This is a genomic window from Streptomyces coerulescens (assembly GCF_042657965.1).
Taxonomy (GTDB): Bacteria; Actinomycetota; Actinomycetes; order Streptomycetales; family Streptomycetaceae; genus Streptomyces; species Streptomyces coerulescens.
The window spans coordinates 280,632-293,011 of sequence record NZ_JBHSKM010000011.1 but is presented as its reverse complement, the minus strand read 5'-3'; the positions used below and the strand labels follow the sequence as shown (position 1 = coordinate 293,011).

13 protein-coding genes are annotated in these 12,380 nt (G+C 70.3%); 6 read left to right on the top strand and 7 right to left on the bottom strand.

Translation table 11 applies throughout. From position 1 onward, the window contains the following. Positions 1–52 precede the first annotated feature (52 nt). Positions 53–1,081: an N-acetyl-gamma-glutamyl-phosphate reductase gene (gene argC, locus ACFPQ9_RS19450; RefSeq protein WP_380854439.1), complete on the bottom strand. Its 1,029-nt coding sequence runs from the start codon at positions 1,079–1,081 to the stop codon at positions 53–55. Positions 1,082–1,252: 171 nt separating this feature from the next. Here argC and ACFPQ9_RS19445 point away from each other — a divergent pair, with 171 nt between their 5' ends. Next, positions 1,253–1,936 (top strand): DUF6215 domain-containing protein, encoded by a 684-nt coding sequence (locus tag ACFPQ9_RS19445; RefSeq protein WP_380854437.1) that lies wholly within the window; start codon positions 1,253–1,255, stop codon positions 1,934–1,936. Positions 1,937–1,946: 10 nt separating this feature from the next. On the opposite strand, the gene ACFPQ9_RS19440 is transcribed toward ACFPQ9_RS19445, so the two are convergent. Then, positions 1,947–4,424 (bottom strand): alpha-L-arabinofuranosidase C-terminal domain-containing protein, encoded by a 2,478-nt coding sequence (locus ACFPQ9_RS19440; protein ID WP_380854435.1) that lies wholly within the window; start codon positions 4,422–4,424, stop codon positions 1,947–1,949. A 145-nt stretch (positions 4,425–4,569) separates the two neighbouring features. Between ACFPQ9_RS19440 and ACFPQ9_RS19435 the strand changes: the two genes are divergently transcribed. Next, positions 4,570–5,049: a DUF6314 family protein gene (locus ACFPQ9_RS19435; RefSeq protein ID WP_380854433.1), complete on the top strand. Its 480-nt coding sequence runs from the start codon at positions 4,570–4,572 to the stop codon at positions 5,047–5,049. Here the strand turns inward: ACFPQ9_RS19435 and ACFPQ9_RS19430 are convergent. The 3 genes from ACFPQ9_RS19430 to ACFPQ9_RS19420 form a co-directional block, all read right to left on the bottom strand. Continuing rightward, the gene (locus ACFPQ9_RS19430) at positions 5,031–5,624 is read right to left on the bottom strand and encodes a histidine phosphatase family protein (protein ID WP_380854431.1); all 594 of its coding nucleotides are present in this window, start codon (positions 5,622–5,624) and stop codon (positions 5,031–5,033) included. The two genes, ACFPQ9_RS19435 and ACFPQ9_RS19430, sit on opposite strands and share 19 nt — an antisense overlap. 140 nt (positions 5,625–5,764) lie before the next feature. Further along, entirely contained in the window at positions 5,765–6,199 is a 435-nt protein-coding gene (locus ACFPQ9_RS19425) for a GNAT family N-acetyltransferase (RefSeq protein WP_380854428.1), read from the bottom strand. Positions 6,200–6,346: 147 nt separating this feature from the next. Next, positions 6,347–7,789 carry an aminotransferase-like domain-containing protein gene (locus tag ACFPQ9_RS19420; protein WP_380854426.1) on the bottom strand — a complete coding sequence of 481 codons (1,443 nt, stop codon included), beginning with the start codon at positions 7,787–7,789 and terminating at the stop codon, positions 6,347–6,349. Between ACFPQ9_RS19420 and ACFPQ9_RS19415 the strand changes: the two genes are divergently transcribed. Then, complete coding sequence (locus ACFPQ9_RS19415; RefSeq protein WP_380854425.1) at positions 7,788–8,705, top strand: DMT family transporter; 918 nt, start codon at positions 7,788–7,790, stop codon at positions 8,703–8,705. The two genes, ACFPQ9_RS19420 and ACFPQ9_RS19415, sit on opposite strands and share 2 nt — an antisense overlap. A gap of 94 nt (positions 8,706–8,799) precedes the next feature. After that, positions 8,800–8,997, top strand: a complete 198-nt coding sequence (locus ACFPQ9_RS19410; protein ID WP_380854423.1) for a DUF1918 domain-containing protein — start codon at positions 8,800–8,802, stop codon at positions 8,995–8,997. Positions 8,998–9,047: 50 nt separating this feature from the next. Here the strand turns inward: ACFPQ9_RS19410 and ACFPQ9_RS19405 are convergent, their stop codons facing one another. Continuing rightward, positions 9,048–10,310: a glycoside hydrolase family 10-like protein gene (locus tag ACFPQ9_RS19405; protein ID WP_380854421.1), complete on the bottom strand. Its 1,263-nt coding sequence runs from the start codon at positions 10,308–10,310 to the stop codon at positions 9,048–9,050. A 198-nt stretch (positions 10,311–10,508) separates the two neighbouring features. Between ACFPQ9_RS19405 and ACFPQ9_RS19400 the strand changes: the two genes are divergently transcribed. Beyond that, positions 10,509–11,381, top strand: coding sequence for a 3-hydroxybutyryl-CoA dehydrogenase (locus ACFPQ9_RS19400; RefSeq protein WP_380854419.1), 873 nt, complete (start codon positions 10,509–10,511; stop codon positions 11,379–11,381). Positions 11,382–11,574: 193 nt separating this feature from the next. Beyond that, complete coding sequence (locus ACFPQ9_RS19395) at positions 11,575–11,832, top strand: hypothetical protein (RefSeq protein ID WP_380854417.1); 258 nt, start codon at positions 11,575–11,577, stop codon at positions 11,830–11,832. Here the strand turns inward: ACFPQ9_RS19395 and ACFPQ9_RS19390 are convergent. After that, on the bottom strand, positions 11,829–12,359 hold the full coding sequence (locus ACFPQ9_RS19390; RefSeq protein WP_030952280.1) for an NUDIX hydrolase: 531 nt from the start codon (positions 12,357–12,359) through the stop codon (positions 11,829–11,831). The genes ACFPQ9_RS19395 and ACFPQ9_RS19390 overlap by 4 nt on opposite strands. Positions 12,360–12,380 lie beyond the last annotated feature (21 nt).

The window sequence follows — 12,380 nt, the reverse complement described above, 5'->3', positions numbered from 1 at the left end:
AGAGGTGCGGCTTTCGTAGTTGTCTGCGGCCCGGTGGCTGCACGTGCGTCGCTCACGGTGCGACTCCGATCGTGGAAAGCCCGGTGTTCTCGTGAAACCCGAGGGCGATGTTCATGCTCTGGACGGCGCCGCCGGCCGTGCCCTTGGTGAGGTTGTCGATGGCGCTGATCGCGATGATGCGGTTCGCGGCGGCGTCGAACGCGACCTGCACCTGAACGGCGTTCGAACCGTGGACGGACGCCGTGGCGGGCCACCGCCCCTCGGGGAGGAGGTGGACGAAGGGCTCGTCGGCGAACGCCTTCTCGTAGGCGGTGCGCACGGACTCGGCGGTGACCCCCGGCTTCGCGGAAGCGCTGCACGTGGCGAGGATGCCTCGGGGCATGGGCGCGAGCGTCGGCGTGAAGGAGACGGAGACCCGCTCCCCCGCCGCAGCGCTGAGGTTCTGGATCATCTCGGGGGTGTGCCGGTGGCCGCCGCCGACGCCGTACGGCGTCATGGAGCCCATGACCTCGCTGCCCAGCAGATGCGGCTTGGGCGCCTTGCCCGCGCCGGACGTGCCGGAGGCGGCGACGATCACGGCCTCGGGCTCGGCGAGCGCGGCGGCGTAGGCCGGGAAGAGGGCGAGCGAGACGGCGGTCGGGTAACAACCGGGCACCGCGATGCGCTTGGACCCCTCCAGCGCAGCGCGGCCGCCCGGCAGCTCGGGAAGGCCGTACGGCCAGGTGCCGGCGTGCGTGGAGTCGTAGAACCGCTCCCAGTCGCCCGCGTCCTTCAGCCGGAAGTCGGCGCCCATGTCGACGACCAGCACATCCGGGCCGAGCTGCTCGGCGACGGCGGCGGACTGCCCGTGCGGCAGGGCGAGAAAGACGACATCGTGCCCGGCCAGCACCTCCGGCGTGGTCTCCTGGAGCACACGGTCGGTGAGGGGCAGCAGATGCGGCTGGAGCGCACCGAGCCGCTGCCCGGCGTTCGAGTTGCCGGTCAGGGCTCCGATCTCGACCTCGGGGTGCGCCAGGAGCAGACGCAGCAGTTCCCCGCCCGCGTATCCGCTCGCTCCGGCCACTGCCGCACGTACCGCCATGAAATCCTCCTCCTAGATGGCATGACTATACGGTTCGCCGCAGTTTTATGCAACGGCTGATCATGGCGACGGATCCCGGGGCGCAAGGCCGAGAAAATCAGCTTTGTCCCGGACATGTCCAGGAGCTACTGTCCCCGAGCGCGTATCAGGGGATCACTACAGGTGGGGGACATGACCGAAGGCATCGGCGCGGGCGAAAAGGGCGCGAACGTCTGGGGGCAGGCCATCGCGGCGCTGGTCATGGTGACGGCACTCGGCGGAGGGCTGTGGGCTTACGGGCGGACGGCCGAGAGCAGCGGCCCGCCGCCCGCCTCCTGCTCCGACGAGAAGCCGGGGAAGGCAACCGGGCGGGTCACCGGGGCGCAACTGTGCGAGGCGCTGCTGCGGCCCGACCTCGCCGAACTGCTGGGCACGCCGGCGGAGACCGCGAAGACCGCGAGCGGCAGCGACGGTTCCGTCGGACTCTCCGGCGGCAAGGACATCCCCATGCCCTCCGCCGAGGTCGAGTTCGACACCTACACCGTGACGCTCTCGGCCACCTACGACGACCTCCCGGTGACGGGGTCGGAGACGCTGCTGGGGGACTCGGAGAAGCGCACGGTGCTGGGCCGGCCGGCGGTCCTGTACTCGGACCGCACGATCAGGATCGACTTCCGCCTCGACGGGGGCGACGCGGACAGCGGTCCCGGTGTCCCGCTGCGATCCCTCATGGTCGCCCAGGACGCCAAGGACGGCGGCGGGTCCTACGACGTGACCCTGTGGCGTGCGGACGGCATGGTGCCGGACGACGCCGTACTGCTCCGGGTCGCCGAGAAGGTGCTGCCGACGGTCCCGGGCTGGACCGCCGGCAGCTGACGGCGCTCCGTCACCTCTGCTGGAGCCGCAGGAACGTCACGGAGTTCGCCGGGAAGGTGTACGTGAACTTGTCGGCGACCCCCGAGAAGGTGGACGTGGCCGGAGTGACCGGCGCGTCCGTCTCGGTGTTCACCGCGTCCTGGTCGGCGGCGAGGGTCGTGACCCGGGCCTTCGGGGCGACCTTGGCGCCGCCGAGGTCGATGGCGGTACGGGCGGCCGTGCCCCGGGCGTTGACGACCTTGACGATCAGGTCACCCGTCGCGGCGTCGCGCGTGACGACCTGGCGGAACGGCTCGGCCGGCTTGTCGTCGGTGAAGCTGCCCCACTCCTGGCCGTCGAGGTACAGCGTGACCTGGCGACCGCGCACCTTGATGTCGATGTCGTAGGCGCGGCCGGTCTCGATCGAGCCGGCCTTGGTGAACAGCGTGCCCTTGCCGCCGTCCACGGCCTGCTCGACGGCGGACTGGGTGTTGTTCCAGCCGCCGAGGTTCCACCAGTAGTAGTTGCCGGTGTCCTTGACGCCGAAGGCGACGAGGAAGCCCTCCTTGCCGGCCTTCTTGGTGGCCTTCACCTGCAGGTCGTAGTCGTGCCAGGACGGGTCGCCCGCCTGGACCATGGTGTTCTCGGCGGCGTCGTCCGTCTGGACGTACTGCCCGTCCTGGACGCTCCAGCTGCCGCCGCCCGTGTGCGTCCATTTCGAGGCGTCGCTGGAGAAGTCGTCGCTCAGCAGCGTCGAGCCGTCGGCCGCGGTGACCTTCACGTCGTCGTAGGCGGCGCTGGTCGCCCAGGTAGACAGCCCGACGGCACCGGTGATCGGGCCGCTGACGTCCGGGGTGGTGGTGGCCTTCGAGGGGACGACCCGGTCGCCGACGTTGTTCATGAACAGCTTCTGGACCTCGTAGTTGGCCGAGTTCCAGGAGGCGCGGTTGTTGAACCAGATCAGGTCCGGCCGCCACTGGACGTAGTCCTCGTTGGCGAGCAACGGGGCGTACGAGGCGAGCTTGACGACGTCCGCGTTGCGTTCCAGGCCGGTCATGAACGCGGCCTCCGAGAGGCCGTTCTTCCAGGCGTTGCCCTGCGAGGCGTACTCGCCGAGGAAGACCTTCGGGCCGCTTCGGTCGTAGGAGTCGTAGCGGTCGTTGTTCTGGAGGAACCAGTTGGGACTGTTGTAGTAGTGCTCGTCGACCATCTCGACGTTCGCCTCGCGGTTGAGCTTCCAGGCGGTGTCGAAGGTCGTGCCGGAGTCGTCGGGGCCGGAGTTGGAGACGACCGTGATGTCCGGGTACGTCGCCTCGATGGCAGCGCGGAACCGCTTGAAGCGGTCGAAGAACTCGTTCGGCAGGTTCTCCTCGTTGCCGACTTCGATGTGCGTGAGGCGGAAGGGCCGGGGGTGGCCCATCTCGGCACGGACCTTGCCCCACTTCGAAGTCGCCGGGCCGTTCGCGAACTCGATCAGGTCGAGAGTGTCCTGGATGTGCCTTTTGAGCAGCGCCTCGTCGTCGACGGCCTTGTTCTGGCCGCAGCCGGTCACCAGGGCCGGGACGACGGGCAGCGGCATGGCGCCGATGTCCTCGGAGAAGCGGAAGTACTCGTAGTAGCCCAGGCCGTAACTCTGGTTGTAACCCCAGAAGTTGGCGTTGGTGGCGCGCTCCTCGACCGGGCCTATGGTGTCCTTCCACTGGTAGGAGCGCTTGCGCTGCCAGCCGGAGGTCTCGCTGTAGTCCTCCATGGAGCCGGTGTTGACCAGACAGCCGCCCGGGAAGCGGACGAACCCCGGGTACAGGGCGGCGATCTTCTCGGCGAGGTCCTTGCGCAGACCGTTGGGCTGGTTCTTGTAGGTGTCGCGCGGGAACAGCGACACCATGTCGAGGGCGGCCGCGTCGGTGGCGGCGACGGCGAGGCGGCCGCGGTTGCTGGTGCGGGTCGCGGTGAACGTGGCCCTGTACTTGGCCCAGCCGCCCTTGACGGCCACCTGGCGGGTGGTCCCCAGCGTGCCCGCGGCGTCCTTCAGGGCGACGGTGAGCGTGGTGCCGCTCGCGGCGCGGGCCCACACGGAGAAGTCGTACCGCTTGCCCTGCTCGACCCGGATCCCGGTGTTGTAGCCGGCGTTCGTGACGGACGAACCGGCGCCCAGGGAGAGGTAGTTGCGGTTGCGCTCGTTCAGCCGGCCGGCGTCGTTCACGACCTGGCCGGTGCCGTCGACCGTCCAGGAGGTGAGGGGCGTGTAGGACCGGTTGTCGTCCGTGGAGTACTCGAAGGACCGGTTCTGCACGAGCTCGGCGTACAGACCGCCGTCCGCGGCCCGGTTGATGTCCTCGAAGAAGACGCCGTACATGGTGTCGTCGATCTTCGCGCCGTTGGCGGCCGGGTCGACGGTGATCGAGTAGTCGGTGACGTCCTCGGCGTGCGCGGTGGCGGTGGGGACGAGACCGGCCGCGACCAGGAGGGCGGTCGCGGCGGTGCCGTATCTCCAGCGGATGCGTGACATGGATACTCCGCGGCTCGATGTTCGAAATATCAGACACTGATCAGCACTTCGAACGGCAAGATAGGGAGAGGAATTCGGCAGCGTCAACGGTTCGCACGCTTTCGAAAGTTGTCGGAGTGCCGGGAGAGTCGGGAGAGTGGAACGGATGGGCGAGCTCTGGCCGGTACCGGATGCGCTGGCGTATCTGGCCGGAAGCTGGCGCGCCGAGCGATCGGTACGGGACCTCGCGAGCGGGGACGAGGGGCAGTTCTCCGGTACGACGGTCTTCGGGCCGCTGGAGGACGGGGAGCCGCAGCAAGGGCTGCCGCAGGGGGTGTCTCGGGGCCTGCTGCACCACGAGTCCGGCACGTTCGTGTGGCAGGGCGTGCCACGACCCGCCGAGCGGACGCTGCGCTTTCTGCCGGGGAGCGCACCGGGGACGGCGGACGTGCGCTTCGCCGACGGTCGCGCGTTCCACGACCTGGACCTGGCCTCGGGCCACCATGTCGCCGACCACCCCTGCTCGGCCGACCTCTACCGGGGCGAGTTCACCGTCCGGGACGCGGACCACTGGCGGTCGGTGTGGCGGGTGCGCGGACCGGCCAAGGACCTGGTGCTCACCACCGACTACGCGCGCGAGCGCTGACTCGACCCCGCGTCGAAGCGGAGGTGCCAGCGCCCCGCGCGACCGGTGACCGACGTCGCCGACAGCGGACGTACGTCGATGTTCCAGTACGTCGACGGCGGCGCCTTCAGCACGTACACCAGGGCGGCGCGGATCACCGACGGTTCGGCCACGGCGACGATGCGGTCGCCGTCGTCCACGGGCCGGGTGTCGAGCCAGCCGCCGACGCGGCCGATGAACGCGAGCAGCGACTCACCGCCGTGCGGTGTGCTGCGCGGGTCGGCCAGCCAGCGGTCCACCGCGTCCGGCTCGCGGGCCATCGCCTCGCCGAGCGTGAACCCGCGCCAGCGGCCCATGTCGCAGTCGCGCAGGGCGAGTTGCACCAGCGGGGCGTAGCCGAGGGCGTCGCCGGTGGCGCGACTGCGCGGGGTCGGCGAGCAGTAGCGCAGCTCGGCAGCGGCCAGCGGCAGCAGGTCGTGCGCGGCGACCTGCACTTCCTCCCAGCCGGCCTGGTCCAGCGGCCGGTCGTCCTGGAAACGCTCCGCGAGCAGCGGAGAGCTGCGCGCTGCGGCGACGAACGTGACCCGAAGTGACATGCGGTGATGGTGTGACGCCGAAGTGCGCAGGTCAAGAGTGGTAGGCCGGACGTCACCGAGGGTGGACGAAGGCTCACTGCGGGGTCGGGACCAGGCGGACAAGTGACCGGAAAACGAGCAGATGGAAACTTCAAGTACGGTCAGAAGTAGAGCGCCATCCACTGGTCCGGCTTCTCCAGCGGCGCGAACCCGAGCTTCGCGTAGACGCCGTGCGCGTCGTGCGTGGCGAGCAGGATGCGCCGCAGCCCGTACGGCCGCAGGTGCTCCCGTACCGCCGCCACGAGCGCCGATCCGATCCCCTTGCCGCGCACCGACGGGTCCACGTACACATCGCACAGCCACGCGAAAGTCGCCCGGTCGGTGATGATCCGGGCATACGCCACCTGCTCCCCCGAAACCGACTCGTACACCCCGAAGTTCAGTGACCCCTCGATCGCCCGGTCCTGCTTCTCTCGCGCCCGCCCGAGCGCCCAGTACGCCTCGGTGGACAGCCACCGGTGCACCCGCTCGCGGTCGATACGGTCGGGGTCGACGGAGATCTCGTAGCCCTCGGCGAGGCGCGGGGTGTCGGTCATGCGCCGAGATTCGCAGGACGAGCCCACCGGCGTCGACCGGTTTTCGCCGGGCACCACCAACACCCCAAGGGGCGCGGGGAACTGCGCGACCAGCCACGACGGCGCGGCAGCCGAACGACGACCCACCCCGACCCTCCCGGCGGAGCGCTAAAGCACCTCGTCGCAAGCCACCCGCAATCTCCGCACCCCCTCCGTGATCTCCCCCACCCCCGCAACGGCCGCGAAGCTCAACCGCATGTGGCCGGCCGGGGGTTCCGCGCTGAAGTACGGGCGCCCCGGGGTGACGGCGACGCCCGCCCGCAGGGCCGCGGAGGTCAGAGCCGACTCATCGATGCCGTCGGGCAGGCGGAGCCACAGGTGGTAGCCGCCGGACGGGATGTGCGGGAGGGCGAGTTCGGGCAGGTCCAGACGCAGCGCGGCCGTCATGGTGTCGCGGCGGATCTTCAACTCGGCCGAGATCGCCCGCAGATGGCGGGGCCAGGCGGGCGAGCCGACCAGCTCCACGGCCGCCTCCTGCAAGGGGCGCGGCACGAAGAAGGAGTCGACGACCTGGATCGCGCGCAGCCGCTCCAGCACCGGACCGCGCGCGGCGAGCGCACTGACCCGGAAGCTCGGCGAGGTCGCCTTGGTCAGCGAGCAGACATGGACGACGACGCCGTCGGGGTCGTCGGCGGCCAGCGGACGCGGCAGCGGGCCCGCGTCCTCATGCACCAGCCGTCGTACGAAGTCGTCCTCGACGACGAAGGCGCCGGCTTCGCGCGCGATGCGTAGCACCTCGCCGCGCCGGTCCGGGGCGAGCATCGCGCCGGTCGGGTTCTGGAACAGCGGCTGGCAGACGAAGACACGGGCGCCGGTCGCCCGAAAGGCGTCGGCGAGCAGCGACGGGCGTACGCCGTCCGCGTCGACCGGGACGGGCACCGGACGCAGCCCCGCTCCGCGGGCGATCGCGAGCATGCCGGGATACGTCGGCGACTCCACCAGCACCGGTGCGCCCGGCGGTGCGAGGGCCCTGAGCGCCGTCGTCAGCGCCGACTGGCCGCCCGCGGTGATCAGCACCTCGGCCGCGGTGACGGCGCCGCCCGCCCCGCCGATGCTGCGCGCGAACCACTCCCGCAGCTCCGGCAGCCCTTCCATGGGCGGCCGGCCCCAGGCTCCGGGTCTGCGCCCCGCCCGTGCCAGCGCCGCGGACATCGCCCGCTCCGGCTGAAGGGAGGGGTGCAGATATCCGCCGTTGAACTCGACGACTCCGGGCGGTGGGGCGGCGAGCGAGATCAGGACGCCGGACGCGTCGACCGAGCGCGGAACGAGATCGGGTGCACCGCCCGCGCTCAGGGCCACCTCCTGCCAGTAGGTGTCCCCCGCCGCAGCGGCGGGGGCAGACATCCGTGCCCGAAAGGCACCGGCCCCCGGCCGGGTGACCACGAGTCCCTCGGCGGCCAGCTGGGCGAGGGCACGCGAGACGGTCACCGGGCTCACCCGGAATCGCTCCACAAGGGCACGGCTCGACGGGAGCTTTCCACCAGGCGAGTAGCGGTCGAGCTCCCTTCGCAGCTGTTCCGCCAGGTCACCCACGCTGCTACGCTCTTGCATGAGAGCACAGAGTAGCGCTACCGCACCGACCACGATAGCGGTCACCACCTCCGCGAGGCCGTCCGTCCTCGGTACCGTCCAGGCCGCCCTCGGTGTCGCCGCCTTCTCCCTCACCTTCCCCGCCACCGCGTGGGGTCTGGAGAGCTTCGGCCCCTGGTCGCTGGTGGCCGTACGCAGTGTGCTCGCCGCGCTGATCGCGGGCGGCTGTCTGCTCGCCCTGGGCATCCCGCTGCCCGCCCGTCGGCACTGGACGGGCCTCGCCGTGGTCGCCGCCGGAGTGGTCGTCGGCTTCCCGCTGCTCACCACGCTCGCACTCCAGACGTCCACCACCGCGCACGCGGCCGTGGTGGTCGGTCTGCTGCCGCTGACCACCGCCCTGTTCTCGGCCCTGCGGGTCGGCACCCGCCCCTCGCGCACCTTCTGGCTGGCGGCGCTCGCGGGCGCGGCCGCGGTGGTCGGCTTCACGGTGCAGCAGAGCGGCGGCGCGCTGACCACCGCCGATCTGTATCTCTTCGCGGCCCTGCTGGTGTGCGCCGCCGGTTACACCGAGGGCGGCCGGCTGGCCCGGGTCATGCCGGGCTGGCAGGTGGTCGGCTGGGCGCTGGTGCTGTGCCTGCCGGTCGGCGTGCCGGCCGCCGCGGTGGCGCTGTCCCACGAACCCGTTCAGCTGTCCTGGCACGGCGTGACCGGGCTGCTGTGGGTCGCGGCGGGCTCGCAGTTCCTCGGTCTGGTCGTCTGGTACCGGGGCATGGCGGCCATCGGCATCCCGAGGGCCAGCCAGTTGCAGTTGGCCCAGCCCCTGCTCACACTGGTGTGGTCGGTGCTGCTCCTGGGCGAGCACCTGACGGTGGCCGCCCCGCTGACGGCCGCGGCGGTGCTGGTCTGTATCGCCGTGACCCAGCGGGCGCGTGGCTGAGCGGGCCCTGACGACCCACTTCCAACCGCCGCTCCACGCCGTAGACTCAAGGCCACGGACCGCTGCTCCCGCACCTGGTGAGGAGGACCGACAGATGCGTGCAACCGTGGGCGACCAGCTTGTCCAGCACGGCAGGGTGGTCGGGCAACACGACAAGGTCGGCGAGATCGTCGAAGTCCTCGGTCAGGAGGGCAACCCCCCGTACCGCGTCCGTTTCGAGGACGGGCACGAGGGTGTGTGCTCCCCCGGCCCCGACACCGAGATCCGGCACAGGAACACGATGACGAGGTAGCCCCGTGACGCGGCTCGGCCGGGAGGCCGGCCGCAGTCCGGGCCGACGGATCAGTACGGTGCGATCGCCGGCTGCCCGTAGTGGTCGGCGACCACCCGTGCCATGGCCCCGATCCGGTCCGCAGCCAGGTCCTTCGCGGCGAAGTAGACGTGTCCGCGTGCCTGCGGGTACTCCTTGGCGAGCGTGAGGTGCCGCGACAGCTCGGCCGGGTTCTGCCAGGCGGCGGACTGCGCCGGGTCCCCGGCCTTGTAGAGCGCCTCGCCGACGTAGAGCTGCGTCCGGCTCCCCCGCGCGACCTCCGCCCACCATGGCAGGAGCTTGGCGTAGTCGGCGACGGTGAAGCCGATGTTCCAGTACAGCTGCGGGCAGATGTAGTCGATCCAGCCCTCGCGGACCCACTTGCGGGTGTCCGCGTACAGGTCGTCGTACGTCTCGACGCCGCCCTGAGTGTCGGAGCCCTGCGGGTCGGTGGAGACGTTGCGCCACACGCCGAACGGGCTGATGCCGAACTGGGTGGCGGGCCTGATCGCCCTGATGCCGGCCGCCATCTCCAGGATCAGCTTGTCGATGTTGTCCCGCCGCCAGTCGGCCCTGACCGCGAAGCCACCGCCGTAGGTGTCGTAGGCCTCGTCGTCGTCGAAGCTCTGGCCGGCCACCGGGTAGGGGTAGAAGTAGTCGTCGAAGTGGACCGCGTCGACGGGGTAGCGCTCCACCGCGTCGAGCATCGCCCGCTGCACGAAGTCGCGGACCTCGGGCAGCCCCGGGTTGTAGTAGAGCTTGCCGCCGTACGCCACCACCCAGTCCGGGTGCCGGCGGGCCGGGTGGGTCTCGACCAGCCTCGTCAGGTCGGTGTGGTTGGCGATGCGGTACGGGTTGCACCAGGCATGCAGCTGAAGACCACGGGCGTGGGCCTCCTCCACCGCCGTGCCCAGCGGGTCCCAGCCGGGGTCCTGGCCCTGGGTGCCGGTCAGGACCTGCGTCCACGGCTCGTACGGGGAGGGCCACAGGGCGTCGGCGGTGGGCCGCACCTGGAGGATCACCGTGTTCAGCCGGCAGCGCGCGGCCGCGTCGAGGTGGGCGATCAGTTCGGCGCGCTGCTCGGCCGCGGGGAGCCCCGGCCTGGAGGGCCAGTCCCGGTTGGCGACGGTCGCCACCCAGACGCCGCGCATCTCACGGGTCACCCACCGCCGCTTCCGGTTCGCTCCGTGCGCCATGGCGGGACCGGCCGCCATCGCTCCGCCTGACCCCACGAGTGCCGACAGTGCGGTCACCGTGAACGCCCGCCGTGACAGCCGTGACTTCCGGTGCAGCATCTTCTTCGTACCTCCATGTGCCGTGGTCAATGGCCCCACCCCGGGATGGATCCACATGTTCTGGACCTGACCCCGCGTCAGCCTTTCATGCGGCACCCGAACGATCGATCACCCTGCGCCGAAGGTAACGTGCAGGTTTGGAGCAGGCGCCGAACAACGGCGGACCTGCCGCATTCGTGGATCAGCGAAGGGGTCGATGTGACCGGCATCTCCGGAGATATTGCACGCGTCGGTGTGGTGGGCTGCGGCCAGATGGGAGCGGGCATCGCCGAGGTGTGCGCCCGCGCCGGGCTGGACGTGAAGGTCGCCGAGACCACCGGCGAAGCCCTGGAGATCGGCCGCACCCGGCTGTTCAACTCCCTGGACAAGGCGGCCGAGCGCGGCAAGATCAGCGAGGCGGAGCGGGACGAGACGCAGGCGCGGCTGTCCTTCACCACCGACCTCGGCGAGTTCGCCGACCGCGATCTGGTGATCGAGGCCGTCGTGGAGAACGAGCAGGTCAAGACCGAGATCTTCCAGGTGCTCGACCAGGTCGTGACCCGGCCCGACGCGATCCTCGCCTCCAACACCTCCTCGATCCCGCTGGTCAAGCTCGCGGTCGCCACCTCGCGCCCGGACCAGGTCATCGGCGTGCACTTCTTCAACCCGGCCCCGGTGCAGAAGCTCGTCGAGCTGATCCCGGCCCTCACCACCTCCGAGGGCACGATCGCGCGCGCCCAGTCCTTCGCCGAGAAGCTGCTGGGCAAGCACGCCATCCGCGCCCAGGACCGCTCGGGCTTCGTGGTGAACGCGCTGCTGATCCCGTACCTGCTCTCCGCGATCCGGATGTTCGAGTCGGGCATCGCCAGCCGCGAGGACATCGACAACGGCATGGAACTCGGCTGCGCCCACCCGATGGGCCCGCTGAAGCTGTCCGACCTGATCGGTCTGGACACGGTCGCCTCGGTGGCGCAGAGCATGTACGACGAGTTCAAGGAGCCGCTGTACGCCGCTCCCCCGCTGCTCCAGCGCATGGTGGACGCGGGCCGGCTGGGCCGTAAGACCGGCTCCGGCTTCTACACCTACGGCTGATTACGGACGGTCATATTCCGGCCAATCGCACGGGCCCGGCACCGAACAGGTGCCGGGCCCGTGCCATTCACACACCGTGTGCGCGCCGGGCTCGCATATGCCGCTCGCACACTCTGGCCAGGCGTCCACCAGGCGAGTTCACTTTCCCTGCGCATGCCAGGGATTCGAGATGACTACGGAAAGGAGCGGACACGTGACCGCCGATCCCGAGCATCCAGTCGTATCTGGAGAACTCGCAGAGTTACGACGCCGCCTCGACGTCGCCTACGCCCGCGTGGAGGGCGGGCTGACTCTGCTCACGCACCGCACCGAGGAGACCGCCAAGGAGATCGACGACCTGACCACCCGGATCCACACACTGGAACACACGCGATGGCCGCTGCCCGCGGTCGCCGCCCTCACCGCCGTGGGTGCGCTCGTCGTGGCGATCTGGCAGGCAGTGGGGCGTTAGCCGAGCCTGAGATGGTGCAGCAGCAGTAACGCGGCCGCCATGTTGGCGGCCGGGACCTCCCCACGGGCGACCATGTCGGGGACGAGCTTGAGCGGGACCCATTCCCGGCGGTCCGACTCGAAGTCGTCCACGGGATGCCCGACGTATTCGCCCTCGTCGGCCCAGTAGATGTGGTGCCGGGCGTCGGTGAGCCCGTTGGAGGGCTCCACGCTCATGAGGTGGTGCAGAGGTCCCGGCCGCCAGCCGGTCTCCTCCTCCAGCTCCCTGGCGGCCGCGCGGGCGATGTCCTCGCCGTCCTCGACGACGCCCGCCGCGAGTTCCCACCCCCAGCTGTCGGTGATGAAACGGTGGCGCCACAGGAGGAGGACTTCATTGGCCTCATTGACCACCGTGGCCACGGCGACCGGCCGCAGCCTTATCAGGAAGTGATCCAGGTGCCGGCCGTCGGGCAGCTCCACGTCTGCCAGGTTGACGGTGAACCAGCGGTTTTCATACACAGTTTGTTCGTTCTGTTTCGTCCACTGCACGGTTCTGCCACCTTCCGTCGA

Coding starts and splice junctions, on each gene's coding strand:
- argC (WP_380854439.1), bottom strand. CDS start 1,081: ATGGCGGTACGTGCGGCAGTGGCCGGAGCGAGCGGATACGCGGGCGGG.
- ACFPQ9_RS19445 (WP_380854437.1), top strand. CDS start 1,253: ATGACCGAAGGCATCGGCGCGGGCGAAAAGGGCGCGAACGTCTGGGGG.
- ACFPQ9_RS19440 (WP_380854435.1), bottom strand. CDS start 4,424: ATGTCACGCATCCGCTGGAGATACGGCACCGCCGCGACCGCCCTCCTG.
- ACFPQ9_RS19435 (WP_380854433.1), top strand. CDS start 4,570: ATGGGCGAGCTCTGGCCGGTACCGGATGCGCTGGCGTATCTGGCCGGA.
- ACFPQ9_RS19430 (WP_380854431.1), bottom strand. CDS start 5,624: ATGTCACTTCGGGTCACGTTCGTCGCCGCAGCGCGCAGCTCTCCGCTG.
- ACFPQ9_RS19425 (WP_380854428.1), bottom strand. CDS start 6,199: ATGACCGACACCCCGCGCCTCGCCGAGGGCTACGAGATCTCCGTCGAC.
- ACFPQ9_RS19415 (WP_380854425.1), top strand. CDS start 7,788: ATGAGAGCACAGAGTAGCGCTACCGCACCGACCACGATAGCGGTCACC.
- ACFPQ9_RS19420 (WP_380854426.1), bottom strand. CDS start 7,789: ATGCAAGAGCGTAGCAGCGTGGGTGACCTGGCGGAACAGCTGCGAAGG.
- ACFPQ9_RS19410 (WP_380854423.1), top strand. CDS start 8,800: ATGCGTGCAACCGTGGGCGACCAGCTTGTCCAGCACGGCAGGGTGGTC.
- ACFPQ9_RS19405 (WP_380854421.1), bottom strand. CDS start 10,310: ATGCTGCACCGGAAGTCACGGCTGTCACGGCGGGCGTTCACGGTGACC.